A 23,927-nucleotide genomic window follows, 5' to 3' on the forward strand; every position below is an offset into this window, starting at 1 on the left:
CTGGGCCCAACGCCAATCGAAGTAAGGACTGACATGGGAATCGAGTCGCTACACACCGATCTCGCGCACCGGCGCGCCAGAGCCCTGGCTGGGGGGCCGACTGCCGCGCTCGAGAATCTCCGCGCGCAGGGACGTCTCAATGCTCGGGAGCGCGTTGAGCAGCTGCTCGACACCGGGACGTTCACGGAGTTGGGACTCTTGGCCACGGCGCCCGATCGGCACGCTCCGGCTGACGGGAAGATCACCGGGCTCGGCGAGATCGATGGACGGACGACCGCCGTCGCCTCGAACGACTTCACAGTGCTCGGCGCCTCGAGCAGCCCCGTCAACAACCGGAAGATGCGGCGTCTCAAAGACGTGGCAGGAAAAGTCGGCGCACCGATCGTCTTCCTCGGCGAGTCGGCGGGCGGCAGGATGCCAGACACGATGGGCGCAACGAGCATCGCCGGAGGCTCCGACCGGTTGCAGTACCAGCGGATCCGCCGATCGCCGTGGGTGTCCGCCGTTCTGGGATCCTGCTACGGGTCGTCCGCCTGGTATGCGTCGATCTCAGACTTCACCGTCATGCGGAAGGGTGCGACGCTCGGCGTTGCGAGCGCCCGTCTGATCTCGGTCGCGACCGGTCAGTCAGTCGATTCCGAGGATCTCGGTGGGTGGCGCGTGCACACCGAGGTCAGCGGCCTCGCCGATGTCGCGGTGGACACTGACGAACAAGCTATCGCGATGGTCAAGCAGTTCCTCTCCTATCTGCCGTCCAATTCCGAGGAAGCGCCTCCACTTGTCGATGCTCGCGACGACGAGGGCGAAGCGGGCCGTGCGGCCAGGCTGCTCGACGTGCTGCCGGAGTCACTCAACAAGAGCTACGACATGCATGCCGTTCTCGAATGCATTGTCGACAGCGACTCTCTGTTCCCGCTCAAGCGCTCGTACGGCAAGTCCGTCATCACGACGCTCGCGCGGATCGACGGTCAGTCGGTCGGCATTGTCGCCAGCAACCCGATGAGTGTGGCCGGCGCGATCACGGCTGAGGCGTGCTCGAAGGTGATCAGCTTCCTTGTGCTGTGCGACTCGTACAACATCCCACTCGTTTTCCTGGCCGATCAGCCGGGGTTCCTCATCGGGCTCAACGGCGAGCGCAAGGGCATCACGGGACGCGTCATGAACTGGATGCATGCGCTCACTCTCTGCACCGTGCCGATCGTGGCGATCGTCGCGCGAAAGTCATATGGGGCCGCGGTCGGGAACATGGGCCTCAGCGGCATCGCCGACCACACCTGCGCGTGGACGACCGCGGAGCTCAGCTTCATGAACCCAGACTTCGGCGCGCGCGTGCTCCTCGGCGAGAAGGCGTCGGATCCCGAGGCTGTCGACGCGAAGGCAGCCGAACTCGCGCGCGAAACGACAGCGTACGACGCCGCCGCGAGCTTTGCCATTGACGACGTCATCGATCCGCGCGAGACCCGCGCCTATCTGCGCAACGTGCTGAGACTTCGTCGCTCGAGTCCCATCGGCGAGCACTTGATGGCCGGTTGGCCAACCAGCTACTGACGAGCATGACCCCAAAGGAGAACGAAATGAACGACGCATCAGTCGTCGGTGTCGACGAACTGGAAAGCAAGGGGCTGGCCGCGTCGTTCGGCGTGCCCGTGCCCCGCGGAGTACGGGTGAGTCAGGTCGAGGAGGTGTCGCGTGCCGTCGCCGGACTGCAGCCGCCGTTCGTCGTCAAGCTCTTATCGCGGACGCCGATCCACAAATCGGATGTCGGCGGGGTGAAGGTCGGCCTGAATAGCAGTGCTGACGTCGTGGCCGCGATCCAACAGATGACGGACGAGCCTCGCATTCCATCGGGCATCGTGAGCGGATACCTCATTGAGGAGATGGCGGCCAGCGGCCAAGAACTCATCGTCGGCGCGAAGGTCGATCCATCATTCGGTCCGATGATCATGGTTGGCGCAGGGGGCATCTACGTCCATGTCCTCGACGACGTCGCGGTCCGGGTCTGTCCCGTCACCGCCGCAGACGCGCTCGAGATGCTGCAGGAGCTCCGGATCGCTCCCATGATCTTTGGGGCGCGCGGCCAGGATCCCGTTGACGTCGGCGGCCTCGTCGACGCGATCGTGAGGATCGGCGGCGAGAACGGGCTCATCATGACTCATCAGAGCGAGATCTCTGAGCTGGACATCAATCCGCTGATCGTTGGCCGCGACGGAGCCTGCGCAGTGGACGTTCGAGTGGTTCCGACCGACGGGGGTGCACTGTGACGACGTTCGAACACGCGTCGATTTCAGCGAGCGACAGCGAGCTGATGGAAAGATTCATGCCGCTCGTTGCGCCCAGGGTCATCGCGGTCGCTGGTGCGTCGACATCGGGGAACGCGCAGGGCAACACGTTCCTGCGTCAACTTGAGGAAGCAGGATTCGACGGCACTGTCGTCGTCATCCATCCCTCGGCGACGAGCGTCGACGGATACGCCGCGGTGCCGTCGCTCGCAGACGTGCCCGAGACGGTTGACTACGCGTATGTGGCCGTTCCTTCGCGCAGCGTCCCGGCACTCATCGCTTCGGGCGCGGGACGCGTACGATTCGCGCAGGTGATCTCGAGTGGGTTCGGCGAGGGGGATGGCGTGGGCGTCGATCTTGCGAACGAGCTGCTGCGGGTCGCGCGCGAAACGGGAACGCGCATCGTTGGCCCGAACTCGCTGGGCACCCATTCGCCGCGCGGTGGCATGAGCTTCGTCGGTGGCGCGTCCGCACCCGACGGAACCATCTCCGTGGCATCGCAGAGCGGCGGTCTGAGCGTGGACATGATCCGTCGCGGTCGATCTTTGGGCCTGGACTTCCGCAGCGTCGTCAGCGTCGGAAACGCCCTCGACGTCGATCCGATCGAGCTCGCCGAATACTACCTCGCTGATCCCGGCACCACGGCGATTGGCCTCTACCTCGAATACCTCCCCGACGGTCGCCGATTTGTCGACCTCTTGCGTCGATCCGCGGGGACCAAGCCCATTGTCGTGCTCAAGGGAGGACTGACCGCGCAGGGGAACCGGGCCGCTGCCTCGCACACGGGTGCTGCCGCGACCGATGAACGGTTGTGGCGCGGGTTGGCACGGCAGTTCGGGATCACACTCGTGGAGACGATGGACGAGTATCTGCATTCGCTGCTGGCGTTTCAAGACCTCGCGCGCGCCCCGAGGGCGAACGCGCGGGACGTCGTGTTGCTGGGCAACGGTGGCGGTGTCAGCGTTCTCGCAGCGGATCAGTTCGCTCGCGCCGACTTGGCCGTGCCGCCCGTGTCCGACGAGCTTCTCCGGGCGGCGGAGACGATCCCGTTTCCACCAGGCGCAAGCGTGCTGAATCCGATCGATCTTCCCGCGGGCGTGTTCGCGAGCGAGGGCGGGGCATTGTGTGAATCCTTGCTGCGTCTGGTGTTGGAACGCGACGCGCCGGGCGGAATCGTCGTGCACCTCAACCTCGGAGCGATGCTGCAGGGACCGGTGTATCTGGCAGGATTTCGAGGATTCCTGACGGCGGCACTCCCGATGCTGCGGGAGCATCGGGACCAATCGCTCCCCGTTCTCGTTTTGAACTCCGACGGCAGCGCGGAGGCAGATGAGCTTCGCCGCTCGCTGACGTCTGAGGCGCGGGAGTGGAGGATCCCCGTGGTCACCGGCTTCGCGGGAGCTATTCGGATTCTGTCCACGCTCTACGAACACGAGTCGCGGATGCTTCACACCGAGGCGACGACGAGCGTGGGGTGAGCGGAGCGATGGGGGAGAAGTGAGCTGAGGGAGAGCCGAGCGAAGGGACCCGGAGATTGAGACATCAGCCGTGGTCTCTCCTGTTCCAGGCCGGCTTCGCGCAGGGAACGACATTCCTGATTCGTCCGACTTCTGCGTATCGCGCATTGGAACTGGGCATCGATTTCGCGTGGCTCGGCTTTCTCGCGGCAGCCTTCTCGCTCTTGCCGTCGTTGATCGCCACGTTCGTGGGGCACTTCGTCGATCGCGGCAATGAACACAGAACACTGGTGTTCGGCGCCTCGTTGACCGTCCTTTCGGCGGGGGGACTCGTGTTCTGGTCTTCTTCCCTGATGCTCCTGCTGGCCTGGAACAGTCTCCTGGGGTTGGGATTCATCTGTTGTGTCGTCAGCCAGCAGACTCTTGTCGCACAAGGAGACCCGAAGACCCTCGACTCCAATTTCGGCGTTCTCACCTTCGTCGGCGCGTTGGGACAGTCGCTCGGGCCGTTGGCGATCACCGTGTTCAGTGGGCACTCGGCGTTTCCGGACACCACATTGCTGTTCGTCGTGGGAGTCTGCTGCGCGGTCGTTGCGCTGGTGCTCGCGATTGCGATGAGATCACCCGGCAGGGTCGATCGCTCGATCGGTCATGTTTCTTCACGCCCGTCCATCTGGGAGGCGCTGAGGGCGCCGTCGCGCGCGCGAGGAAGGCTGCTGATCGCCCTCGTGGTGAGCATTGCCATTCTTGCGGCGGTGGATCTGCTGACGGTCTACCTGCCTGCGTGGGGCGTTGAGGTGGGTATCTCAGCAACGATGGTCGGTGTGCTGCTGAGTGTGCGTTCGATCGCCACGATGCTCTCCCGCCTCGGTCTGGGCGCGATGGTGCGAGTCTTCGGACGATCGACGTTGATCATCGCGTCGACGCTGATCGCGGGAATCGCGGTGCTTCTTCTCGGATTCACGACGAATGTCCTCGTGGCGGGCATGGTGCTTGTCGTGGCGGGCGTTGCGCTCGGGATCGGACAGCCGCTCACCATGGCGACCGTATCGCTGCTGGCACCGCCCGGGACCGTTGGTCTGTGGCTGTCGATCCGACTGACGGGCAACAGCCTCGGCCTCGTCCTCATTCCACCCGCCGTCGGGTTGGTCTCCGGGGCGCTCGGTGTCGTCGGAGTGTTCGGCATTCTCGCGGTCACACTTGCGGGGGTGGCGGGCCTTGCGTGGGCTGGTCGTCGCTGAGGCACAGATTCGCCCGAACTCCGTGCGTTCAGAGACCCAGCAGGAGGATCGATGCGAGGGCGACTGCGGCCGCGAGAATTGTGGAGATGGCGCCGAGGGCAAGTGGTCGCCATCCCGTGGCGATCAGCTTTCGGACGTCGACGGAGAACCCCAATCCGAGCATCGCTGCGGCGAGGAGGAGATTTGCTCCGAACTCCAAGACGCCGAGGACCTCTGCGGAGAGCGGCACGAAGGTGCGAATCCCCACGGCGACGAGGAAGCCCGCGACGAACAAGGGGAGCAGGGGAGGGCGCTTGCCGCTCGTCTGGTTGTCAGATGTGCGGTGCTCGATGATGTTGATGAGCATGATCAGCGGAGCGAGGAGAACGACTCGACCGAGCTTTGCCACTGTCGCGAGGGCGAGCGCCGCGGTCGAGATCATGCCTCCCGCAGCCACGACCTGTGCGACCTCGTGGATGCTCGCGCCCGCCCACACCCCCGCCTGGAGGTCGCTCAGCCCGAGCGGTCCGGTGAGGAGGGGAAGCGCGAACATCGCGATGGTCCCGAAGATGGTCACCAGCGCTATGGCCTGCGCCGTGTCCTCCTCGTGCTTTCCTCTCGGATCGACGATGCTGCTCATCGCTGCGACGGCAGAGGCGCCGCAGATCGAGAAGCCGGTGGCCACGAGCATGCGCGTGACCCGCGGCACGTGCATCAGACGTCCGATCGCGATGGTGCCCACGAACGTCACCGCGACCGTGATGAGGAGCACCGCGACGCCCCGGAGCCCGATCGTCCCGAGGCTGACGATGGAGAGCTTGAAACGGAGGAGGACGATTCCCAGACGCAAATACTTCTTTGCCGCCCACGAGATGCTGCTGACTGTCGAGGCCGGTACGATCCGCAGGTTGCCGGCGATCGCACCGATCACGATCGCGAGCAAGAGCGCCGAGAGCGCCGGGACGATCGCGGCGAGCAGTATTGCGCCGAGCCCAATTATCAGCAGGATTGCGGCCACGCTGGCGCGACGCCTCGAGCTGCTGAGTGTACGAATGGTCATGAGTCCACATTCACGCGGTCGCAACCCGACCGGAACGCCGAATTCCAGTGGGCGGCCATAGGATCTGTCTATGGGTGAGGGAAGTGACGACGCCGCGTTGGACCCGCGCATCACGCTCGCCGGGTTGCGCCAACTCGTGGCGCTCGACAAGCACGGCTCGCTCAGCGCGGTCGCTCGTCATCTCGGGGTCAGCCAGCCCACGGTTTCGTCGAATCTCGCGCGGCTCGAGGAGGTGATGGGGATCCCGCTGCTACTTCGCGGGACAACGGGCAGCACGCTGACATGCGAAGGCGCCGTGGCGGTGTCGGCAGCGCGCGCGGTGATCGCCGCCGCCGACGATCTTGCTCGGACGATCGAGGAGCTTCCGCAGCTGACGACGACGCCCCTGAGGATTGCCGCCAGCCTGACCATCGCCGAGCAGCTCGTTCCACGTTGGCTGGCGGATTCGCGCATTTCGAATCACATCGACCCCGGGCAGGCGACGCTCAAAGTCGGTAACTCCGATGCGGTCATGAGCTGGGTCGAAGGCGATGATGCGGATATCGGATTCGTCGAAGGCAATCGATTTCGCGAGGGGGTGACGCATACGCCGATTGGGAGCGACGAACTGGTCGCGGTGGTCGGACCCGCACATCCGTGGTTCTCGCAACGACCGCGCATCGCGGCAGCTGACCTCGCCCGCTCCGGGCTGGTGCTACGTGAACCTGGATCCGGCACCCGTGAGGTCATTCAGGACGCGTTCGCACAGGCGGGCGTGGCACTGCCTCGGCACCACCCGAGCTTCGGCTCGACCGCTGCTATCCTCACCGCGGTGCGACATGGCGATGCCGTCGCAGTGGCCTCCTGGCTTGCGGTCGAAGATGAGGTCGGCTCGGGCGCGCTGGTGGTGCTTGATGTGGCGGATGTCACGTTCGTCCGAAACCTGAGCGCAGTGTGGCGCGCGGGCGCGCTTCAGCGGGCCGACGCCGTTGAGCTCGTGACGAACGTTGCGAAGGTGTGGGGCGCGCCGGCGGGTATGCGCGGCATGTCGTAGCCCTACGGGCCAGAGCGTGTCAGTGAGGATCGCGGGGGCCGGACTCGGCGATCGCGAAGGCGTAGAGCGGGCGCGCCTGCACCTCTTCGTAGATGCGGCCGATGTACTGCCCGAGCACGCCGAGCATGAGCATCTGGATCCCGCCGAGCAGGAACATCCCCGCCGCGAGGAACGTCCAGCCCTCGACGACCGACTCCGGGTTCACCATCCGCGAGATCGCGAGGTACACCGTCCACACGCCCGCCCCGACGGCGAGGATCATGCCCAGCGCGCTGATCACCCGCAGGGGGAACGAGCTGAACCCGAGGATCCCGTCGGCCGCGAGCTTCAGCATCTTGCCGAGCGGATACCCGGTTTCGCCCGCGTGCCGCGCGTCGCGGTCGAAGTCGACGGCGCGCTGGTCGAAGCCGATCTCGGCGACCATGCCGCGCAGGAAGCGGTTGCGCTCGGGGTACCGGCGCAGCTCCTCGACGACGCGGCGGTCCATGAGCCGGAAGTCGCCCGTGTTGCGCGGGATGTCGATGCGCGCGAGCTTCGACAGGATCCAGTAGAAACCGCCCGCCGTCATGCGCTTGAAGAACCCGTCGTTGCGCGTGCGGCGCTTGGCGTAGGCGACGTCGGCGCCGTCCTCCCACGCCTCGATCAGCGCCACGGCGACCTCGGGCGGATCCTGCAGATCGCTGTCCATGACGATGACCGCGTCGGCGTCCGCCACGTCGAGGCCCGCCGTGACAGCGACCTGGTGGCCCTTGTTACGGGACAGCGCGTAGACAGAGACGCGTTCGTCGCGCTCGCGCAGCGCCCGGATCGCGGGCAGGGAGCGGTCACGGGATCCGTCGTCGACGAACACGAATTCGCACGTGAAGCGGTCGGCAAGGCTCGCGGCGACCGCGCTGAGCCGCTCGTAGAGCACGGGAATGTTGTCCTGCTCGTTGTAGATCGGCAGCACGAACGCGAGAGTTCTCATCGCTTCACCATCCCCAGCACGCGATAGACGATACGGCGCTGACGGGCGAGAGCGCGAGCGCGGCGCACCCCGCGGGCGACATCGTCGGGCGAGACCTCGCGGAACATGCGGCCCGCTTCGGCGAAGAGCCGGCTCATCTCGTCGGCCTGCTGGTCGACGAGCGCGACCGACCACTGCCCGCCCGAGATGCGGAACGTCGAGGCGACGTCGTCATCGCGCACGAAGGATCCGTGCTGCAGCACCGCGTAGTACGTCGCGACGTCGATCGCGTACGACCAATCGCCCTGCCAGCCGCCCGCCGCGGTGAACGCACCGCGACGCATCATCACGGCGCCCGGCTCGCCGAACGGGTTCGTGCCGCTGCGCACCGAGGCGCGCACCGCGGATCCGCCCGTCATCTCGGCCTCGAGGCCCTGCAGGCCGCGACGCTTCGAGATGGTTCGGCCCGTGGCGTCGATGATCCGCCGCCGACCTCCGACGAGCGCTGCGTCCGGGTGCGCGCGCAGTAATGCGAGCTGGCGGGCGAGGGATCCGGGGGTCACGGTGTCGTCACCCGGCAGCAGCTTGAGGAACTCACCGCGCGCCTCGTCGGTCACGGCCGTCCAGTTCGCGGCGGCGCCGCCGCCCGCACCGATCCGCATGATGCGTACCCGAGGATCACTCTCGAACTTGCGGGCGATCTCCTCGGTGCCGTCGGTCGACGCGTGATCGGAGATGATCAGCTCGAGGTCGACCTCCGCCTGGTCGAGCACCGAGCGGATCGAGTCCGCGAGACTGTCCGACTGCTGATACGCGGGGATCACGACGGAGAGATCCGGCTTCATTGCTTGTCCTTTGCGCTGCGGCGGAACGAGAACTGGCTGTGTCCAAACCAGCTGAGGATCACGTACGCCACCGTGAAGAGCAGCTGCGCGACGATGCGGTTCCAGCCGAGCCCGATGGTCAGCGCAGGGACGACGATGAGGTTGAGCGGGAAGATCACGACGTAGACGAGCTGGAACCGCATGAGATCCAGCCAGAAGTGACCCTTCACGCGGAACACGATGTGGCGGTAGAGGAAGAACGCGCTGATCGACGAGACCACCTGAGCGCACGCGATCACGGCGAAATCGGCCCAGTCCGCGCCGGGCGCCACGGCGTCGAAGAGCGCCGAGAGCAACACGAACCACACGAAGCCGACGCCCGTGTTGATGCCGCCGACGACGAGGAACGCGAAGGCGCGATTCTTGAAGAGCTTCAGGAGGGGGCCGTCCGGCCCCGTCATCCCGGCGACGGTTTCGTCGTCGTCGCCGCCCTGCTGCTCGTTGGTCACGTGCGTCCTCGGTCGAAGATCCGCGGTTCGCGCATTCCGCTGCGCCGCCGCCGATGCCAGACTAGGGTGTGTCCCCGGCTGCGAGGTGTGTGAACGCGCGCAGTGGGCGTTGCTGAGAGCTCGCCGAGGCGGGTGGGCGGATCCGCACCAGCACGCGGATCGCGGCGCGACACGCCCGGGTTGCTCTGAGGGGTGTTCGGCTGGCAGAATAGTTCAGTTCCACATTTCGGCGCGCGCATTACGCGAAGGCGCTGAATCACTGCACTGGCAGTGCACAGGCGGCGCGAGACGCGCACAGTCCTGGGCCGCGGGCAGAGGAATACCTCACATCCCACAGAACGCAGGTTTTCCTGCGCGCGTGCGGATTTGAAACGTGAACAGTTGGCACGGGGCCTCGCCAGAGGCGTCGGTGTCCGCCCAAAGGGTGTCCGGAGGGCACGTGCGTCCAATGCCCGAGAGGTACGACGCTGAATGAGAGTGAGCAGACAAATGGCGGGACAGAAGATCCGCATTCGCCTGAAGTCGTACGACCATGAGGTCATCGACTCGTCGGCACGCAAGATCGTCGACACCGTGACCCGCGCCGGCGCGCAGGTCGTGGGCCCGGTGCCCCTCCCGACGGAGAAGAACGTCGTGGCGGTTATCCGTTCGCCCCACAAGTACAAGGACAGCCGCGAGCACTTCGAGAAGCGCACCCACAAGCGCCTCATCGACATCGTTGACCCCACCCCGAAGGCGGTCGACTCGCTCATGCGTCTGGACCTCCCGGCCGACGTCAACATCGAGATCAAGCTCTGAGGTTCGACATGGCTGACATCAACAACAAGATTTCGAAGGGCATGCTCGGCAAGAAGCTCGGCATGACCCAGGTGTGGAACGAGAGCGGCAAGCTCGTTCCCGTCACGGTGCTCGAGCTCGCGCCGAACGTCGTCACGCAGATCCGCTCGACTGAGAAGGACGGCTACAACGCCGTTCAGATCGCGGCCGGCGACATCGACCCGCGCAAGGTCACGAAGCCGGCTTCGGGCCACTTCGAGGCTGCCGGCGTGACGCCGCGTCGCAAGGTCACCGAGATCCGCACGGCCGACGCCGCCGAGTACTCGGCCGGCCAGGAGATCACGGTCGACGCCACGTTCGAGGCCGGCCAGCTCGTCGACGTTGTCGGCACGAGCAAGGGCAAGGGCTTCGCCGGTGTGATGAAGCGTCACAACTTCGCCGGTGTCGGTGCGTCCCACGGTCAGCACCGCAACCACCGCAAGCCCGGTTCGATCGGCGCGTCCGCGACGCCGAGCCGCGTCTTCAAGGGCACGCGCATGGCCGGCCGCATGGGCGGCGAGCGCGTGACCGTCCTCAACCTCACGGTGCACGCCGTCGACGCCGAGAAGGGACTGCTGCTCGTCAAGGGCGCCGTCCCCGGTGCGCGCGGCCGCGTCGTGTACGTCCGCAACGCAGTGAAGGGGGCCTGAGTTAGATGGCTAACTCGAGTCTCGCTCTCGACGTCCTCGGCACCGACGGGAAGAAGACCGGCACGGTCGACCTGCCCGCCAGCGTGTTCGACGTCAAGACGAACATTCCGCTGATCCACCAGGTCGTCACCGCACAGCTTGCTGCGGCGCGCCAGGGCACCCACTCGACGAAGCGTCGCGGTGAGGTCTCCGGTACCGGCGCCAAGCCGTTCAAGCAGAAGGGCACCGGCCGCGCCCGTCAGGGTTCGATCCGTCAGCCCGAGCACCGCGGCGGCGGCATCGTCCACGGACCCAAGCCGCGCGACTACTCGCAGCGCACGCCCAAGAAGATGATCGCGGCGGCCCTTGCTGGCCTGCTCAGCGACCGTCTGCGCGGCGAGCGCATCCACGTGGTCGACTCGTTCGGCGTCGACGCACCGTCGACGAAGGCCGCGTCGGGCTTCCTGAAGACGTTCACGGCTGAGCAGAAGACGCTCGTCGTCCTCGACCGCGAGGACGAGAACGGCTACCTCAGCGTCCGCAACCTCGGCAACGTGCACGTGCTCGTGGCCGACCAGCTCAACGCCTACGACATCGTCCGCAGCGACGACATCGTCTTCACCAAGGCCGCCATCGACGCGTTCATCGCGCAGAAGGCCGGCTCGAAGGAGGTCTCGGCATGACCGCGATCAACAAGGACCCGCGCGACATCATCCTCGCTCCGGTGGTCTCCGAGAAGAGCTACGGCATGATCGACGAGGGCAAGTACACGTTCATCGTGGACCCCCGCGCGAACAAGACCGAGATCAAGCTCGCGATCGAGAAGATCTTTGGCGTGAAGGTCGCCTCGGTGAACACTCAGAACCGCCAGGGCAAGACCCGTCGCACCCGATTCGGCACCGGCAAGCGCAAGGACGTCAAGCGCGCCATTGTGACGCTCTCGTCGGGCACCATCGACATCTTCACGGCTGTCGCCTGATAGCTGGGAAGGATCAAAGGAACGAATATGGCTATTCGCAACTACAAGCCCACGACCCCCGGTCGCCGCGGCTCGTCGGTGGCTGACTTCGCCGAGATCACACGCTCGACGCCCGAGAAGTCGCTGCTGCGTCCGCTGTCGAAGTCTGGTGGCCGCAACAACCAGGGCCGCATCACGACGCGTCACATCGGTGGTGGCCACAAGCGCCAGTACCGTGTGATCGACTTCCGTCGCGCCGACAAGGACGGCGTGAACGCGAAGGTCGCGCACATCGAGTACGACCCGAACCGCACGGCGCGCATCGCGCTCCTGCACTACGTCGACGGCACCAAGCGCTACATCCTCGCTCCGGCGAAGCTGAAGCAGGGCGACATCGTCGAGTCGGGTGTTGGCGCGGACATCAAGCCGGGCAACAACCTCCCGATGCGCAACATCCCCACGGGTACCGTGCTCCACAACGTCGAGCTCCGGCCCGGCGGCGGTGCGAAGCTCGCGCGCTCGGCGGGAGCCTCGGTGCGCCTCGTCGCAAAGGACGGTCCCTACGCGCAGCTCCGTCTGCCGTCGGGTGAGGTCCGCAACATCGACGCGCGCTGCCGCGCCACGATCGGCGAGGTCGGCAACGCCGAGCAGTCGAACATCAACTGGGGCAAGGCAGGCCGCAAGCGCTGGAAGGGCGTTCGCCCGACCGTCCGCGGTGTCGTGATGAACCCGATCGACCACCCGCACGGTGGTGGTGAAGGTCGCACCTCCGGTGGACGCCACCCGGTGTCGCCGTGGGGCCAGGTCGAGGGCCGCACCCGTCGTCCCAACAAGGAAAGCGACAAGTACATCGTGCGTCGTCGCCCGTCCGGCAAGAACCGCAAGTAGGAGTTCAAGAAGATGCCACGCAGTCTGAAGAAGGGCCCCTTCGTCGACGAGCACCTGCTTCGCAAGGTTGTCTCGCAGAACGAGGCGGGGTCGAAGAACGTCATCAAGACCTGGTCGCGTCGCTCGATGATCGTCCCGGCAATGCTGGGTCACACGATCGCCGTGCACGACGGACGCAAGCACATCCCCGTGTTCGTGTCCGAGTCCATGGTCGGCCACAAGCTGGGCGAGTTCGCGCCCACCCGTACCTTCCGCGGCCACGTGAAGGACGACAAGAAGGGCCGTCGCCGCTGACGCGGCGACGCAAGAGGAGTAAGAAATGGTGGAGTCCATCGCACGCGTGCGACACATCCGCGTGACCCCTCAGAAGGCTCGTCGTGTCGCCCAGCTCATCAAGGGAAAGCAGGCCGATGAGGCCCTCGCGATCCTGAAGTTCGCCGCGCAGAGCGCATCCGACCCGATCTACAAGCTCGTCGAGTCGGCCAAGGCGAACGCCGTGGTGAAGGCTGACGCAGCAGGCGAGTCGCTGAATGAAGAAGATCTGTTCGTCAAGAACGCCTTCGTGGACGAGGGGATTACGCTGAAGCGTTTCCGCCCCCGTGCCCAGGGTCGCGCCGACCAGATCAAGAAGCGCACGAGCCACATCACGGTCGTGCTCTCGACGCCCGAGGCCGCCAACGTGGCAGCGGGCAGCAACAAGAAGGCGAGCAAGTAATGGGACAGAAGATCAACCCTTACGGCTTCCGTCTCGGCATCACGACGGACCACACGTCGCGGTGGTTCGCTGACTCGACGAAGCCGGGTCAGCGCTACGCTGACTACGTTGCTGAGGACATCCGGATCCGCGAGCTTCTGCAGAAGAACCTCGACCGTGCCGGTGTGAGCCGCATCGACCTCGAGCGCACCAAGGACCGCGTGCGCGTCGACATCCACACCGCCCGCCCGGGCATCGTCATCGGGCGTCGTGGTGCGGAGGCCGAGCGCATCCGTGGCGAGCTCGAGAAGCTGACGAGCAAGCAGATCCAGCTGAACATCCTCGAGGTCAAGAACCCCGAGGCCGACGCTCAGCTCGTGGCGCAGGGCGTCGCCGAGCAGCTCGCCGCGCGCGTGGCCTTCCGCCGCGCGATGCGCAAGGGGCTGCAGGGCGCGATGCGCGCGGGCGCCAAGGGCGTTCGGATCCAGGTCTCCGGTCGCCTCGGCGGCGCCGACATGAGCCGCACCGAGTTCTACCGCGAGGGTCGTGTGCCGCTGCACACGCTGCGCGCGAACATCGACTACGGCTTCTACGAGGCGAAGACCACCTTCGGCCGCATCGGCGTGAAGGTCTGGGTCTACAAGGGTGACCTCACGAACAAGGAGCTCGCTCGCGAGGAGGCTTCGAAGAAGCCTGCACGCGGCGACCGTGGCGGCCGTCGTGGACCGCGTCGCAACGACGCCGGCGCCGACAAGAGGGCCCCGGAAGGAGCATCGGCGTAATGCTTATCCCCCGCAAGGTGAAATTCCGTAAGCAGCACCGTCCCGACCGCCGCGGCCAGGCAACTGGTGGCACGCGCGTCACGTTCGGTGAGTACGGGATCCAGGCGCTCACGCCGGCCTATGTGACGAACCGTCAGATCGAAGCCGCGCGTATCGCCATGACCCGTCACATCAAGCGAGGTGGAAAGGTCTGGATCAACATCTTCCCTGACCGCCCGCTCACCAAGAAGCCTGCTGAAGTCCGCATGGGTTCCGGTAAGGGATCCCCGGAGTTCTGGGTTGCCAACGTCAAGCCGGGCCGCGTCCTCTTCGAGGTCGCGGGTGTGAGCGAAGAGCTCGCCAAGGGCGCGTTGAGCCGGGCAATGCACAAGCTGCCGCTCAAGGCACGCATCATCAAGCGCGAGGAGGGCGACGCGTAATGGCGATCGGCACCAAGGAGCTCGCCCCGAGCGAGCTCGACACGTTCGAAGACCAGCGCCTCCTCGAGGAGCTGCGGAAGTCCAAGGAAGAGCTGTTCAACCTGCGCTTCCAGTCGGCGACCGGTCAGCTGGAGAGCCACGGCCGCATCCGCGCCGTCAAGCGCGACATCGCGCGGCTCTACACGGTGATCCGCGAGCGCGAGCTCGGGATCCGCGCGACCCCGGACCCCGCGGCCCCCAAGAAGGCCAAGAAGAGCAAGGCGAAGAAGGCCGATGAGGCTGCCGCCGAGGGAGAGACTGAGTGATGGCTAGCGAGAAGAAGGCCGAGCAGGCTGTCGAGCGCGGCTACCGCAAGTCGGAGCGCGGCTACGTCGTCAGCGACAAGATGGACAAGACGATTGTCGTCGAGGTCGAGGACCGTATGAAGCACCCGCTCTACGGCAAGATCCTGCGCCGTACGAAGAAGCTCAAGGCGCACGACGAGCAGAACAGCGCCGGCATCGGCGACGTCGTCGTCATCAACGAGACCCGTCCGTACAGCGCCACCAAGCGCTGGCGCCTGGTCGAGATCGTCGAAAAGGCCAAGTAAGCCTGCGGGCTCACTTGAAGGAGTAACCAGTGATTCAGAACGAATCTCGCCTCAAGGTCGCCGACAACTCCGGCGCGAAGGAGCTGCTCACGATCCGCGTTCTCGGTGGCTCTGCCCGCCGTTACGCGGGCGTGGGTGACACCATCGTCGCGACGGTCAAGGATGCGATCCCGGGCGGCAACGTGAAGAAGGGCGACATCGTCAAGGCGGTTGTCGTCCGCACCGTGAAGCAGACGCGCCGCGACGACGGCTCATACATCAAGTTCGACGAGAACGCTGCCGTCATCCTCGCCAACAACGGCGAGCCCCGCGGTACGCGTATCTTCGGGCCGGTCGGCCGCGAGCTTCGCGACCGTAAGTTCATGAAGATCGTCTCGCTCGCTCCGGAGGTGCTGTAACTCATGGCGAAGATCAAGAAGGGTGACCTCGTGCAGGTCATCACCGGCGCCACTCAGGAGCGCGGCGGCGACCGCGGCAAGCAGGGCAAGGTGCTCGAGGTTCTCGGGAACCGCCTGATCGTCGAGGGCGTCAACTACATCACCAAGCACACCCGCATCGGTCAGACCCAGCGCGGCACCAAGACCGGTGGTATCGAGACCTTCGAGGCTCCGATCCACGTGTCGAACGTCGCGGTCGTCGACCCCGAGACCAAGAAGCCGACCCGCGTGGGATACCGCGTGGAGGAGCAGGTCAAGGACGGCGTCAAGAAGACCGTGCGCGTGCGCGTCGCCAAGGGCTCGGGAACCGACATTCCCGACCCCAAGGGAAAGTAAGGGTTAACAGATGAGCACGGACACTGCCGCGCAGACTGGCAAAATCCAGCCGCGCCTGAAGCAGGCCTACCGGAACGAGATCCGGGCGAAGCTGCAGGAAGAGTTCGGATACCCGAACGTCATGCAGGTTCCGGGCCTGGTCAAGGTCGTCGTCAACACCGGCGTCGGCGAGGCCGCCCGCGACAGCAAGGTGATCGAGGGTGCGGTCGCAGACCTCACCGCGATCACGGGCCAGAAGCCCGTCGTCACGAAGGCCAAGAAGTCGATCGCGCAGTTCAAGCTGCGCGACGGCCAGCCCATCGGCGCTCACGTCACCCTCCGCGGTGACCGCGCCTGGGAGTTCCTGGACCGCCTCGTGTCGCTTGCGCTCCCGCGTATCCGCGACTTCCGCGGCCTCTCGCCGAAGCAGTTCGACGGCAACGGCAACTACACGTTCGGTGTGACGGAGCAGTCGATCTTCCACGAGATCGACCAGGACAAGATCGATCGCGTCCGCGGCTTCGACATCACGGTCGTCACGACCGCGAAGAGCGATGACGAGGGCCGTGCGCTGCTGACGCACCTCGGCTTCCCGTTCATCAAGACCTCCTGATCGGATCCCTCCGCACAGGAACCACGCTGAGATGCCGGGTTCGGTTCGCTGGACCCGGCATCACGGCGAACAATCGAATATCGCTACTGAATCGTGGAAGGTCGTCTGTCGTGTAACGGCAGCCGAAACCTCATGAACAAAGGACAGTCATTATGACCATGACAGACCCGGTCGCAGATCTGCTGACCCGTCTGCGCAATGCGAACTCGGCGCACCACGACCAGGTGTCGTTGCCGTCGAGCAAGCTCAAGAAGAACATCGCGGCGATGCTCCAGCAGGAGGGCTACATCACGGGGTACGAGGAGACCGACGCGCGCGTCGGCAAGTCCCTCACCCTGACGCTGAAGTACGGCCTGAACCGCGAGCGTTCCATCTCCGGCATCAAGCGCGTATCGAAGCCCGGCCTTCGTGTCTACGCGAAGTCGAACGAGCTCCCCAAGGTGCTCGGCGGCCTCGGTATCGCCATCCTGTCCACCTCCAGCGGTCTTCTCACGGACCGTCAGGCCGAGCAGAAGGGCGTGGGCGGAGAAGTTCTCGCCTACGTGTGGTGATTGACAATGTCGCGTATTGGAAAGCTTCCCATTGACATTCCCGTGGGCGTGAAGGTCGACGTCGATGGCCGCAAGGTCACGGTGTCGGGCTCGAAGGGCGAGTTGACGTTCAACGTCGCAGAGCCCATCGAGGTCAAGGTCGAGGAGAACCAGGTTCTCGTCACCCGCCCCGACGAGGAGCGTGAGTCGCGTTCGCTGCACGGACTGACCCGCACCCTCATCAACAACGACATCATCGGCGTGAGCCAGGGCTACTCGAAGGCTCTCGAGATCGTCGGCACCGGCTACCGCGTGCAGAAGAAGGGCCAGAGCCTCGAGCTGGCTCTCGGCTTCTCGCACCCGGTCACGGTCGAGCCGCCGGCAGGGATCTCCTTCGAGGTCGAGGGCAACAACAAGATCACCATCTCCGGCATCTCGAAGCAGGCCGTGGGTGAGTGCGCCGCCACCATCCGTAAGATTCGCAAGCCCGAGCCCTACAAGGGCAAGGGTGTGCGTTACGCCGGCGAGCAGGTCCGCCGCAAGGCCGGAAAGGCTGGTAAGTAATCATGGCTGTGAAGTCGAAGTCCGCTGCGCGCTCGCGCCGCCACGCTCGCCTTCGCAAGAAGGTCTTGGGATCCGCCGAGCGGCCCCGCCTGGTCGTGTCGCGTTCGTCGCGCCACGTCTTTGTGCAGGTCATCGACGACGCGAAGGGCCACACCGTGGCCTCGGCGTCGACCCTCGAGACCGACCTGCGCTCGTCGGAGGATGACAAGACCGCCAAGGCACGCAAGGTCGGCGAGCTCGTCGCCGAGCGCGCGAAGGCCGCTGGCGTCGAGTCCGTCGTGTTCGACCGCGGTGGAAACCGCTACGCCGGTCGCGTCGCGGCCATCGCCGATGGCGCACGCGAGGGAGGGCTGAGCCTGTGAGTGACAACAAGGAGACCGAAGTGACCACCGAAGCAGCCGGTCAGGCCGCGCCCGCCGCGGCGCAGGCCGAGCCGCGCCAGGAGCAGCGTCAGGACCGCCGTGGTGGCGGTCGTGGCGGACGCGGTGGCGAGCGTCGTGGCAACGACCGTGGTCGGGGTGGCGACAGCCAGTTCCTCGAGCGCGTCGTCACCATCAACCGTGTGTCGAAGGTCGTGAAGGGTGGTCGTCGCTTCAGCTTCACCGCTCTCGTGGTCGTCGGTGACGGTGACGGACTCGTGGGCGTCGGCTACGGCAAGGCCCGTGAGGTCCCCCTCGCGATTTCGAAGGGCGTCGAAGAGGCGAAGCGGAACTTCTTCCGCGTGCCTCGCGTCGGACTGTCCATCCCGCACCCGGTGCAGGGTGAGGACGCCGCTGGCGTCGTCATGCTGCGTCCGGCGTCGGCCGGTACCGGTGTGATCGCCGGTGGCCCGGTTCGCGCCGTCCTCGAGTGCGCGGGCATCCACGACGTGCTGTCGAAGTCGCTCGGTTCGTCGAACACGCTGAACATCGTGCACGCGACCGTGACCGCCCTGAAGCAGCTCGAGGAGCCCCGCGCGGTTGCCGCGCGTCGTGGTCTCGACTTCGACCAGGTCGCACCGGCGCGTATCGTCCGTGCGGAGGCCGAGAAGGCCGCCGCGAGCACGAAGGCAGGTGCCTGATGGCTGCTCGTCTGAAGGTGACGCAGATCAAGTCCAAGGTGAGCGAGAAGCAGAACCAGCGCGACACGCTGCGCAGCCTCGGTCTGAAGCGGATCGGTGACGCGGTTGTCCGCCCCGATGACGCCCAGACGCGCGGTTACGTGCGTGCCGTCGCTCACCTCGTGAAGGTTGAGGAGATCGACTGATGGCTGAGAACAACGAGCGCCCCGGCGTGCTCAAGGCTCACCACCTCCGTCCGGTTCCCGGCGCCAACACCGCGAAGACCCGCAAGGGTCGCGGTGAGGGCTCGAAGGGTAAGACGGCGGGTCGAGGCACGAAGGGCACGCGCGCACGCAACACCGTGCGTCCCGGCTTCGAGGGTGGCCAGATGCCGCTGCACATGCGCACGCCCAAGCTGCGCGGCTTCAAGAACCCGTTCCGCACCGAGTACCAGGTCGTGAACCTGGACAAGATCGCGGAGGCGTTCCCCGAGGGTGGCGACATCACGTCGGCCGACCTCGTGGACAAGGGTCTCGTGCGCAAGAACTCGCTGGTGAAGGTCCTCGGCGACGGAGACATCTCCGTCGCGCTGAACGTCGACGTCGACAAGGTGTCGGCCTCGGCCAAGGCCAAGATCGAAGCCGCCGGCGGTTCGATCAAGTAAGACGTCTGCGGACGTCGTATACCGGGGAGGCCGGGAGCGAGGAGCTCCCGGCCTCTTTCCGTTAGTCTGGTGGATGGTGTGCGCTCCCCAGCGGTCACCATCCATTCCTGGGAGGCAGTTTCTTGTTTAGCGCTATCGCGCGGATCTTCCGCACACCCGACCTTCGTCGGAAGATCGGCTTCACGCTCGGCATCATCGCCATCTACCGCTTCGGCGCGCACATTCCGGCGCCCGCCGTGAGCTATCCCAACGTCCAGGTGTGTATCGCGGAGACGTCAGGCGGCGGCGGACTGATGTCCATCGTCAACCTCTTCTCCGGTGGCGCGCTGTTGCAGCTGTCGATCTTCGCCCTCGGCGTGATGCCGTACATCACCGCGACGATCATCACGCAGCTCCTCCGCGTCGTGATCCCGCACTTCGAGACCCTCCACAAGGAGGGTCAGCAGGGCCAGGGCAAGCTCACCCAGTACACCCGCTACCTCACGATCGCGCTTGCGCTGCTGCAGTCGACGACTCTCGTGACGGTCGCCCGCACCGGTCAGCTGTTCGGTAACACCGGCATCGCGGAGTGCAACAACCTCCTCACCAACACGAGCTGGATCACCCAGATGATGATCGTCATCACGCTCACGGCCGGCACCGGCCTCGTGATGTGGATGGCGGAGCTCGTCACCGAGCGCGGCGTCGGCAACGGCATGTCGCTCCTGATCTTCACCTCGATCGCCGCGACGTTCCCCGGCGCGCTCGGCGCCATCTGGGCCGCGAACGGCTTCGAGGTCTTCCTCCTCGTCCTCGCCATCGGCATCGTGATCATCGGTCTCGTCGTCTTCGTCGAGCAGTCGCAGCGACGGATCCCCGTGCAGTACGCGAAGCGGATGGTCGGTCGCCGCACTTACGGCGGCACGAACACGTACATCCCCATCAAGGTCAACATGGCCGGCGTGATCCCCGTGATTTTCGCCTCGTCGCTGCTGTACCTGCCGACGCTGATCGCGCAGTTCAACATGCCGGCCGACGGATCCACCCCGCCCGTCTGGGTCGTGTGGATCAACGAGTACCTCGTGACGGGCGACCACCCGCTCTACATGGCGATCTACTTCCTCCTGATCGTCGGGTTCACCTACTTCTACGTGTCGATCACGTTCAACCCGGTCGACGTCGCGGACAACATGAAGAAGTACGGCGGCTTCGTGCCGGGCGTTCGCGCCGGGCGGCCGACGGCCGAGTACCTCGACTTCGTGCTCACGCGCATCACGTTCCCGGGCTCGATCTACCTCGGCATCGTCGCGCTGATCCCGCTCATCGCCCTGTCGACCGTGCAGGCGAACCAGAACTTCCCGTTCGGCGGTGCGTCGATCCTCATCATCGTCGGTGTGGGTCTTGAGACCGTCAAGCAGATCGACGCGCAGCTGCAGCAGCGCCACTACGAAGGGCTTCTTCGATGACGACACGCCTCCTGATCGTCGGACCGCAGGGTTCGGGCAAGGGCACGCAGGGCGTGCGCGTGGCCGAGGCATACGGGATCCCCGTCGTCGCGACAGGCGACATCTTCCGCGCGAACATCAAGAACTCCACCGAGCTCGGCAAGAAGGTCAAGGCCATCACCGACGCCGGCAACCTCGTTCCCGACGATGTGACGGGTGAGGTCGTCAGCGACCGGCTCTCGCAGGACGACGCGGCGACGCGCGGCTTCCTGCTCGACGGCTACCCGCGCAATGCCGCTCAGGTCACGTACCTCGACGCGTTCCTCGGCAAGTCGGACGCGGCGCTCGACGCCGTCATCGTCCTCGACGTGCCGCGCGACGAATCGATCGCCCGCATCAGTGAGCGCGCGAAGATCGAGGGACGCAGCGACGACACCGAAGAGGCCGTCGCCCACCGCCTCGACATCTTCGAGCGGGAGACGGCGCCGATCATCGACACCTACGCCGCGCGCGGCATCGTCGATCGCATCAACGGCGTCGGGTCCCTCGACGAGATCACCGAGCGCATCTTCGCCGCCCTCGACGCCCGCGGCCTGGCGCGCGCCTGACCCGAGCCAGGCCGTGTTCCGCCGTTCGCTCTACAAGAAGCCTGCGCAGCTGCGCGAGATGATCGAGCCGGGCCTCATCACGGCCGCTGCGCTCGATGCCGTTGAGGCCGCGATCCGGCCCGGCATCACGACGCTCGAGCTCGACCGGATCGCCGACGAGGCGATCCGCGCGCGCGGGGCGCACTCGAACTTCCAGCTCGTCCCGGGATACTCCCACACGGTCTGCGCGTCGGTGAACGACGAGGTCGTGCACGGGATCCCTGGCTCGCGCGTGCTTGAGCCGGGCGACATCGTTTCGATCGACTGCGGGGCTGAGACGCCCGCGGGCTGGAACGGCGACTCCGCGCGCACGTTCATCGTGCCGGGCGAGCCCGCGGATCCGGAGCTCGTCGCGCAGCGCAACGAGCTTTCTGACGTGACCCGCGGATCCATGTGGGCCGGCATCGCCGCGCTCGCGACGAGTGCGCACCTCGGCGAGGTGGGCGCGACGATCCAGCAGCACATCGAGGACAACCCGCTGCCGTCGACGGGACAGCCAGCGGGGATCCTGCGTGACTACGTCGGCCACGGCATCGGACGCTCGATGCACGAGGCGCCGACGCTGTTCCACTACGCGACGCCTGCGCGCGGCGCCGAGATCAAGCCGGGGCTGTGCATCTGCGTCGAGCCGATGATGACGGCCGGGGGAGAGGACGTGTTCGTCGGCGACGACGACTGGACGATCTCGACCTCCGACGGATCTTCAGGCGCACATTGGGAACATAGTGTTGCCGTGCATTCTGGAGGCATCTGGGTTCTGACCTCTCCCGATGGGGGAGCAGCGGGCCTGGCTCCATACGGCGTGAAGCCGACCCCCATCCCCTGACACCGGAGAAACCCATGGCAGCAGCAGCCGCGAAGAGCCGAAACCCCTTCCCGATCATCATCTCGGTCGTCGTCGTCGTGGCGGTCGTCGCGGTCGCCGTGCTCGTGTACTTCATGAACCGCACCGCCTCGGAGCCCGCACAGGCCCCCGCCGCAGGCGTCGTCAACGAGGAGACCGGCGCGATCGCGATCGGCGAAGGCGATCAGAGCGTCGACGAGTACATCGACTTCATGTGCCCCCACTGCGGGGACGCATGGGACGCCTATGGCGACACCACTGCCGAACTCGTCGAGGACGGAACGATCACGTTCAACATCCACCCGATCTCGATCCTCGACCGTTCATCGCAGGGTACCGAGTACTCGACGCGCGCCGCGAACTCCGTCTACTGCGTGGCCGAGGAGGACGGCGACGCGGCCTACTCGTACGTCGACCTGCTGTTCCGCAACCAGCCCTCGCAGGGGTCGCCGGGGCTCGATGACGACGAGCTGATCGGCTATGCGGAGCAGGTCGGAGCCGGCGGCGCGGCCGACTGCATTACGAACCGTGAGTACGGCGACTTCGTGGCCGAGCGCACGCAGGAGGTGCCGCTCGCACCTGGCCAGACGAACGTGTCGACTCCGACGGTCGTGGTCAACGGGGAGGTCGTCCCGCCGACGATGGATCCCGACGTCGACATCCGCGCGAACCTGAACTGATACCACGCGCGCGACACGCCCATGTTGATCGGCTTGGGCGTGTCATATAACATAGATCGTTGGCGTCTTGTGCCTGCGCTCGCGCGCGGCCGAACGCCGATCCACTCATTCACCGCAGACCGGCCGGTCTGCTCAGAAGGTAAGCGAGTTTATGGCTAAAGACGGTGTCATCGAGATCGAAGGCACGGTGTCCGAGTCGCTGCCCAACGCGATGTTCCGCGTCGAGCTGTCGAACGGGCACAAGGTGCTCGCCACGATCTCCGGAAAGATGCGACAGAACTACATCCGCATCATCCCGGAGGACCGCGTGGTCGTAGAGCTGAGCCCCTACGACCTCACGCGCGGGCGCATCGTCTACCGCTACCGCTGAGTTCCTCGGCCGAGAAGTAACGGCCCGCGCTTCGCGGGTACGAAGACAGCGATTAGGAAAATCATGAAGGTTCAGCCCAGCGTCAAGCGCATTTGCGACAGCTGCAAGACGATCCGCCGTCACGGCGTCGTCATGGTCATCTGCAAGTCCAACCCGCGACACAAGCAGCGGCAAGGCTGAGGGCCCGCTCGACCCGCACAATTCCATAAGAACGGCAGTTTCAGATCCCGCATTGCGGGGGACACCTCGGGGTGGAGGCCCGGGCACCGATACTGCTCCATACCTCTCACAATCAACAGGAGAATCGCATGGCACGTCTTGCCGGCGTCGACATCCCGCGCGAAAAGCGCGCGGTGGTCGCACTGACATACATCTACGGCATCGGCCGTACCCGCTCCAGCCAGATCCTGGCGGCGACGGGGATCGACGAGAGCGTCCGCGTCAAGGACCTCACCGACGACCAGCTCATCAGCCTGCGCGATGAGATCGACGGCAACTACCAGGTGGAGGGTGACCTTCGCCGCGAGGTGGCCGCCGACATCCGCCGCAAGGTCGAGATCGGTTCGTACCAGGGAATCCGCCACCGTCGTGGCCTCCCCGTGCGTGGCCAGCGGACCAAGACCAACGCGCGTAGCCGTAAGGGCCCGAAGCGCACGGTCGCCGGTAAGAAGAAGGCTCGCTAAGGCGCGTAAGGGGT

General features: G+C 65.8%; 36 protein-coding genes. 32 read left to right on the forward strand and 4 right to left on the reverse strand.

Annotation, left to right across the window (positions count from 1 at the left end; translation table 11 throughout):
• The first annotated feature begins 33 nt into the window (after nt 1-33).
• The 4 genes from IEW87_RS05000 to IEW87_RS05015 are packed head-to-tail and all read left to right on the forward strand — an operon-like array spanning nt 34 to nt 4,977.
• Nucleotides 34-1,548, forward strand: a complete 1,515-nt coding sequence (locus IEW87_RS05000; protein ID WP_188711178.1) for an acyl-CoA carboxylase subunit beta — start codon at nt 34-36, stop codon at nt 1,546-1,548.
• A 26-nt stretch (nt 1,549-1,574) separates the two neighbouring features.
• The gene (locus IEW87_RS05005; RefSeq protein ID WP_188711179.1) at nt 1,575-2,261 is read left to right on the forward strand and encodes an acetate--CoA ligase family protein; all 687 of its coding nucleotides are present in this window, start codon (nt 1,575-1,577) and stop codon (nt 2,259-2,261) included.
• Nucleotides 2,258-3,757 (forward strand): CoA-binding protein, encoded by a 1,500-nt coding sequence (locus tag IEW87_RS05010; RefSeq protein WP_188711180.1) that lies wholly within the window; start codon nt 2,258-2,260, stop codon nt 3,755-3,757. Before IEW87_RS05005 ends, IEW87_RS05010 begins: the two co-directional genes overlap by 4 nt.
• Before the next feature lie 56 nt (nt 3,758-3,813).
• A complete protein-coding gene (locus tag IEW87_RS05015) occupies nt 3,814-4,977 on the forward strand; it encodes an MFS transporter (protein WP_188711181.1) in 1,164 nt (387 codons plus the stop codon).
• Nucleotides 4,978-5,005: 28 nt separating this feature from the next.
• On the opposite strand, the gene IEW87_RS05020 is transcribed toward IEW87_RS05015, so the two are convergent.
• On the reverse strand, nt 5,006-6,016 hold the full coding sequence (locus tag IEW87_RS05020; protein WP_188711182.1) for a YeiH family protein: 1,011 nt from the start codon (nt 6,014-6,016) through the stop codon (nt 5,006-5,008).
• A gap of 97 nt (nt 6,017-6,113) precedes the next feature.
• Here IEW87_RS05020 and IEW87_RS05025 point away from each other — a divergent pair, with 97 nt between their 5' ends.
• A complete protein-coding gene (locus IEW87_RS05025; protein WP_188711183.1) occupies nt 6,114-7,049 on the forward strand; it encodes a LysR family transcriptional regulator in 936 nt (311 codons plus the stop codon).
• 19 nt (nt 7,050-7,068) lie between these two features.
• On the opposite strand, the gene IEW87_RS05030 is transcribed toward IEW87_RS05025, so the two are convergent.
• From IEW87_RS05030 to IEW87_RS05040, 3 genes are read right to left on the reverse strand one after another with little or no spacing between them, the layout of a single operon-like run.
• Nucleotides 7,069-8,016, reverse strand: a complete 948-nt coding sequence (locus IEW87_RS05030; protein ID WP_188711184.1) for a glycosyltransferase family 2 protein — start codon at nt 8,014-8,016, stop codon at nt 7,069-7,071.
• Complete coding sequence (locus IEW87_RS05035) at nt 8,013-8,840, reverse strand: glycosyltransferase family 2 protein (RefSeq protein ID WP_188711185.1); 828 nt, start codon at nt 8,838-8,840, stop codon at nt 8,013-8,015. The genes IEW87_RS05030 and IEW87_RS05035 overlap by 4 nt, the downstream gene beginning before the upstream one ends.
• Entirely contained in the window at nt 8,837-9,328 is a 492-nt protein-coding gene (locus tag IEW87_RS05040) for a GtrA family protein (RefSeq protein WP_188711186.1), read from the reverse strand. Before IEW87_RS05040 ends, IEW87_RS05035 begins: the two co-directional genes overlap by 4 nt.
• 489 nt (nt 9,329-9,817) lie before the next feature.
• Here IEW87_RS05040 and rpsJ point away from each other — a divergent pair, with 489 nt between their 5' ends.
• From rpsJ to rpsM, 27 genes are all read left to right on the forward strand, one after another.
• Nucleotides 9,818-10,126: a 30S ribosomal protein S10 gene (gene rpsJ, locus IEW87_RS05045; RefSeq protein ID WP_188711187.1), complete on the forward strand. Its 309-nt coding sequence runs from the start codon at nt 9,818-9,820 to the stop codon at nt 10,124-10,126.
• Between the two features lie 8 nt (nt 10,127-10,134).
• Nucleotides 10,135-10,794, forward strand: a complete 660-nt coding sequence (gene rplC / locus IEW87_RS05050; RefSeq protein ID WP_188711188.1) for a 50S ribosomal protein L3 — start codon at nt 10,135-10,137, stop codon at nt 10,792-10,794.
• Nucleotides 10,795-10,799: 5 nt separating this feature from the next.
• Nucleotides 10,800-11,456 carry a 50S ribosomal protein L4 gene (gene rplD, locus IEW87_RS05055; RefSeq protein ID WP_188711189.1) on the forward strand — a complete coding sequence of 219 codons (657 nt, stop codon included), beginning with the start codon at nt 10,800-10,802 and terminating at the stop codon, nt 11,454-11,456.
• Nucleotides 11,453-11,752: a 50S ribosomal protein L23 gene (gene rplW / locus IEW87_RS05060; RefSeq protein ID WP_188711190.1), complete on the forward strand. Its 300-nt coding sequence runs from the start codon at nt 11,453-11,455 to the stop codon at nt 11,750-11,752. The genes rplD and rplW overlap by 4 nt, the downstream gene beginning before the upstream one ends.
• Before the next feature lie 27 nt (nt 11,753-11,779).
• Complete coding sequence (gene rplB, locus IEW87_RS05065) at nt 11,780-12,619, forward strand: 50S ribosomal protein L2 (protein WP_188711191.1); 840 nt, start codon at nt 11,780-11,782, stop codon at nt 12,617-12,619.
• Between the two features lie 12 nt (nt 12,620-12,631).
• Nucleotides 12,632-12,913 (forward strand): 30S ribosomal protein S19, encoded by a 282-nt coding sequence (gene rpsS / locus IEW87_RS05070; protein ID WP_166319892.1) that lies wholly within the window; start codon nt 12,632-12,634, stop codon nt 12,911-12,913.
• Between the two features lie 25 nt (nt 12,914-12,938).
• Nucleotides 12,939-13,334: a 50S ribosomal protein L22 gene (gene rplV / locus IEW87_RS05075; protein ID WP_188711192.1), complete on the forward strand. Its 396-nt coding sequence runs from the start codon at nt 12,939-12,941 to the stop codon at nt 13,332-13,334.
• Nucleotides 13,334-14,095, forward strand: a complete 762-nt coding sequence (gene rpsC / locus IEW87_RS05080; RefSeq protein ID WP_188711193.1) for a 30S ribosomal protein S3 — start codon at nt 13,334-13,336, stop codon at nt 14,093-14,095. The genes rplV and rpsC overlap by 1 nt, the downstream gene beginning before the upstream one ends.
• Nucleotides 14,095-14,514, forward strand: a complete 420-nt coding sequence (gene rplP / locus IEW87_RS05085; RefSeq protein WP_188711194.1) for a 50S ribosomal protein L16 — start codon at nt 14,095-14,097, stop codon at nt 14,512-14,514. Before rpsC ends, rplP begins: the two co-directional genes overlap by 1 nt.
• Nucleotides 14,514-14,819 (forward strand): 50S ribosomal protein L29, encoded by a 306-nt coding sequence (gene rpmC / locus IEW87_RS15025; RefSeq protein ID WP_188711195.1) that lies wholly within the window; start codon nt 14,514-14,516, stop codon nt 14,817-14,819. Before rplP ends, rpmC begins: the two co-directional genes overlap by 1 nt.
• Entirely contained in the window at nt 14,819-15,103 is a 285-nt protein-coding gene (rpsQ, locus tag IEW87_RS05095) for a 30S ribosomal protein S17 (protein ID WP_188711196.1), read from the forward strand. Before rpmC ends, rpsQ begins: the two co-directional genes overlap by 1 nt.
• Nucleotides 15,104-15,132: 29 nt before the next feature.
• Nucleotides 15,133-15,501, forward strand: a complete 369-nt coding sequence (rplN, locus tag IEW87_RS05100) for a 50S ribosomal protein L14 (RefSeq protein WP_188711197.1) — start codon at nt 15,133-15,135, stop codon at nt 15,499-15,501.
• Between the two features lie 3 nt (nt 15,502-15,504).
• Entirely contained in the window at nt 15,505-15,876 is a 372-nt protein-coding gene (gene rplX, locus IEW87_RS05105) for a 50S ribosomal protein L24 (protein ID WP_188711198.1), read from the forward strand.
• A gap of 10 nt (nt 15,877-15,886) precedes the next feature.
• Complete coding sequence (gene rplE, locus IEW87_RS05110; protein ID WP_188711199.1) at nt 15,887-16,468, forward strand: 50S ribosomal protein L5; 582 nt, start codon at nt 15,887-15,889, stop codon at nt 16,466-16,468.
• Between the two features lie 152 nt (nt 16,469-16,620).
• Nucleotides 16,621-17,019, forward strand: a complete 399-nt coding sequence (rpsH, locus tag IEW87_RS05115) for a 30S ribosomal protein S8 (protein WP_188711200.1) — start codon at nt 16,621-16,623, stop codon at nt 17,017-17,019.
• A 6-nt stretch (nt 17,020-17,025) separates the two neighbouring features.
• Entirely contained in the window at nt 17,026-17,562 is a 537-nt protein-coding gene (gene rplF / locus IEW87_RS05120) for a 50S ribosomal protein L6 (RefSeq protein ID WP_188711201.1), read from the forward strand.
• 2 nt (nt 17,563-17,564) lie between these two features.
• Nucleotides 17,565-17,924 (forward strand): 50S ribosomal protein L18, encoded by a 360-nt coding sequence (rplR, locus tag IEW87_RS05125; RefSeq protein ID WP_188711202.1) that lies wholly within the window; start codon nt 17,565-17,567, stop codon nt 17,922-17,924.
• On the forward strand, nt 17,921-18,622 hold the full coding sequence (rpsE, locus tag IEW87_RS05130; RefSeq protein WP_188711203.1) for a 30S ribosomal protein S5: 702 nt from the start codon (nt 17,921-17,923) through the stop codon (nt 18,620-18,622). Before rplR ends, rpsE begins: the two co-directional genes overlap by 4 nt.
• Entirely contained in the window at nt 18,622-18,807 is a 186-nt protein-coding gene (gene rpmD / locus IEW87_RS05135; protein WP_114118767.1) for a 50S ribosomal protein L30, read from the forward strand. Before rpsE ends, rpmD begins: the two co-directional genes overlap by 1 nt.
• Nucleotides 18,804-19,265, forward strand: a complete 462-nt coding sequence (rplO, locus tag IEW87_RS05140) for a 50S ribosomal protein L15 (RefSeq protein ID WP_373285127.1) — start codon at nt 18,804-18,806, stop codon at nt 19,263-19,265. The genes rpmD and rplO overlap by 4 nt, the downstream gene beginning before the upstream one ends.
• A gap of 122 nt (nt 19,266-19,387) precedes the next feature.
• Nucleotides 19,388-20,710 carry a preprotein translocase subunit SecY gene (secY, locus tag IEW87_RS05145; protein ID WP_188711205.1) on the forward strand — a complete coding sequence of 441 codons (1,323 nt, stop codon included), beginning with the start codon at nt 19,388-19,390 and terminating at the stop codon, nt 20,708-20,710.
• Nucleotides 20,707-21,297, forward strand: a complete 591-nt coding sequence (locus IEW87_RS05150) for an adenylate kinase (protein WP_188711206.1) — start codon at nt 20,707-20,709, stop codon at nt 21,295-21,297. Before secY ends, IEW87_RS05150 begins: the two co-directional genes overlap by 4 nt.
• 13 nt (nt 21,298-21,310) lie before the next feature.
• The gene (gene map, locus IEW87_RS05155) at nt 21,311-22,162 is read left to right on the forward strand and encodes a type I methionyl aminopeptidase (protein ID WP_188711207.1); all 852 of its coding nucleotides are present in this window, start codon (nt 21,311-21,313) and stop codon (nt 22,160-22,162) included.
• 14 nt (nt 22,163-22,176) lie between these two features.
• A complete protein-coding gene (locus IEW87_RS05160) occupies nt 22,177-22,860 on the forward strand; it encodes a DsbA family protein (RefSeq protein WP_188711208.1) in 684 nt (227 codons plus the stop codon).
• A gap of 151 nt (nt 22,861-23,011) precedes the next feature.
• The gene (gene infA / locus IEW87_RS05165; RefSeq protein WP_087054895.1) at nt 23,012-23,230 is read left to right on the forward strand and encodes a translation initiation factor IF-1; all 219 of its coding nucleotides are present in this window, start codon (nt 23,012-23,014) and stop codon (nt 23,228-23,230) included.
• A gap of 63 nt (nt 23,231-23,293) precedes the next feature.
• A complete protein-coding gene (rpmJ, locus tag IEW87_RS05170; protein ID WP_188711209.1) occupies nt 23,294-23,410 on the forward strand; it encodes a 50S ribosomal protein L36 in 117 nt (38 codons plus the stop codon).
• Nucleotides 23,411-23,538: 128 nt separating this feature from the next.
• Nucleotides 23,539-23,913, forward strand: a complete 375-nt coding sequence (rpsM, locus tag IEW87_RS05175; protein WP_188711210.1) for a 30S ribosomal protein S13 — start codon at nt 23,539-23,541, stop codon at nt 23,911-23,913.
• Nucleotides 23,914-23,927: the final 14 nt, after the last annotated feature.

Origin of the sequence: Microbacterium faecale, from assembly GCF_014640975.1 — a bacterium.
GTDB lineage: Bacteria > Actinomycetota > Actinomycetes > Actinomycetales > Microbacteriaceae > Microbacterium > Microbacterium faecale.

Coding starts and splice junctions, on each gene's coding strand:
- rplW (WP_188711190.1), top strand. CDS start 11,453: ATGACCGCGATCAACAAGGACCCGCGCGACATCATCCTCGCTCCGGTG.
- infA (WP_087054895.1), top strand. CDS start 23,012: ATGGCTAAAGACGGTGTCATCGAGATCGAAGGCACGGTGTCCGAGTCG.
- IEW87_RS05160 (WP_188711208.1), top strand. CDS start 22,177: ATGGCAGCAGCAGCCGCGAAGAGCCGAAACCCCTTCCCGATCATCATC.
- IEW87_RS05020 (WP_188711182.1), bottom strand. CDS start 6,016: ATGACCATTCGTACACTCAGCAGCTCGAGGCGTCGCGCCAGCGTGGCC.
- rplP (WP_188711194.1), top strand. CDS start 14,095: ATGCTTATCCCCCGCAAGGTGAAATTCCGTAAGCAGCACCGTCCCGAC.
- IEW87_RS05005 (WP_188711179.1), top strand. CDS start 1,575: ATGAACGACGCATCAGTCGTCGGTGTCGACGAACTGGAAAGCAAGGGG.
- rplE (WP_188711199.1), top strand. CDS start 15,887: ATGAGCACGGACACTGCCGCGCAGACTGGCAAAATCCAGCCGCGCCTG.
- rplX (WP_188711198.1), top strand. CDS start 15,505: ATGGCGAAGATCAAGAAGGGTGACCTCGTGCAGGTCATCACCGGCGCC.
- rplF (WP_188711201.1), top strand. CDS start 17,026: ATGTCGCGTATTGGAAAGCTTCCCATTGACATTCCCGTGGGCGTGAAG.
- rpsQ (WP_188711196.1), top strand. CDS start 14,819: ATGGCTAGCGAGAAGAAGGCCGAGCAGGCTGTCGAGCGCGGCTACCGC.
- rpsJ (WP_188711187.1), top strand. CDS start 9,818: ATGGCGGGACAGAAGATCCGCATTCGCCTGAAGTCGTACGACCATGAG.
- rpmC (WP_188711195.1), top strand. CDS start 14,514: ATGGCGATCGGCACCAAGGAGCTCGCCCCGAGCGAGCTCGACACGTTC.
- IEW87_RS05000 (WP_188711178.1), top strand. CDS start 34: ATGGGAATCGAGTCGCTACACACCGATCTCGCGCACCGGCGCGCCAGA.
- rplR (WP_188711202.1), top strand. CDS start 17,565: ATGGCTGTGAAGTCGAAGTCCGCTGCGCGCTCGCGCCGCCACGCTCGC.
- IEW87_RS05030 (WP_188711184.1), bottom strand. CDS start 8,016: ATGAGAACTCTCGCGTTCGTGCTGCCGATCTACAACGAGCAGGACAAC.
- rpsS (WP_166319892.1), top strand. CDS start 12,632: ATGCCACGCAGTCTGAAGAAGGGCCCCTTCGTCGACGAGCACCTGCTT.
- rplV (WP_188711192.1), top strand. CDS start 12,939: ATGGTGGAGTCCATCGCACGCGTGCGACACATCCGCGTGACCCCTCAG.
- rpsH (WP_188711200.1), top strand. CDS start 16,621: ATGACCATGACAGACCCGGTCGCAGATCTGCTGACCCGTCTGCGCAAT.
- rplB (WP_188711191.1), top strand. CDS start 11,780: ATGGCTATTCGCAACTACAAGCCCACGACCCCCGGTCGCCGCGGCTCG.
- rplD (WP_188711189.1), top strand. CDS start 10,800: ATGGCTAACTCGAGTCTCGCTCTCGACGTCCTCGGCACCGACGGGAAG.
- rpmD (WP_114118767.1), top strand. CDS start 18,622: ATGGCTGCTCGTCTGAAGGTGACGCAGATCAAGTCCAAGGTGAGCGAG.
- rplC (WP_188711188.1), top strand. CDS start 10,135: ATGGCTGACATCAACAACAAGATTTCGAAGGGCATGCTCGGCAAGAAG.
- IEW87_RS05150 (WP_188711206.1), top strand. CDS start 20,707: ATGACGACACGCCTCCTGATCGTCGGACCGCAGGGTTCGGGCAAGGGC.
- IEW87_RS05035 (WP_188711185.1), bottom strand. CDS start 8,840: ATGAAGCCGGATCTCTCCGTCGTGATCCCCGCGTATCAGCAGTCGGAC.
- rpsC (WP_188711193.1), top strand. CDS start 13,334: ATGGGACAGAAGATCAACCCTTACGGCTTCCGTCTCGGCATCACGACG.
- rpsM (WP_188711210.1), top strand. CDS start 23,539: ATGGCACGTCTTGCCGGCGTCGACATCCCGCGCGAAAAGCGCGCGGTG.
- rpmJ (WP_188711209.1), top strand. CDS start 23,294: ATGAAGGTTCAGCCCAGCGTCAAGCGCATTTGCGACAGCTGCAAGACG.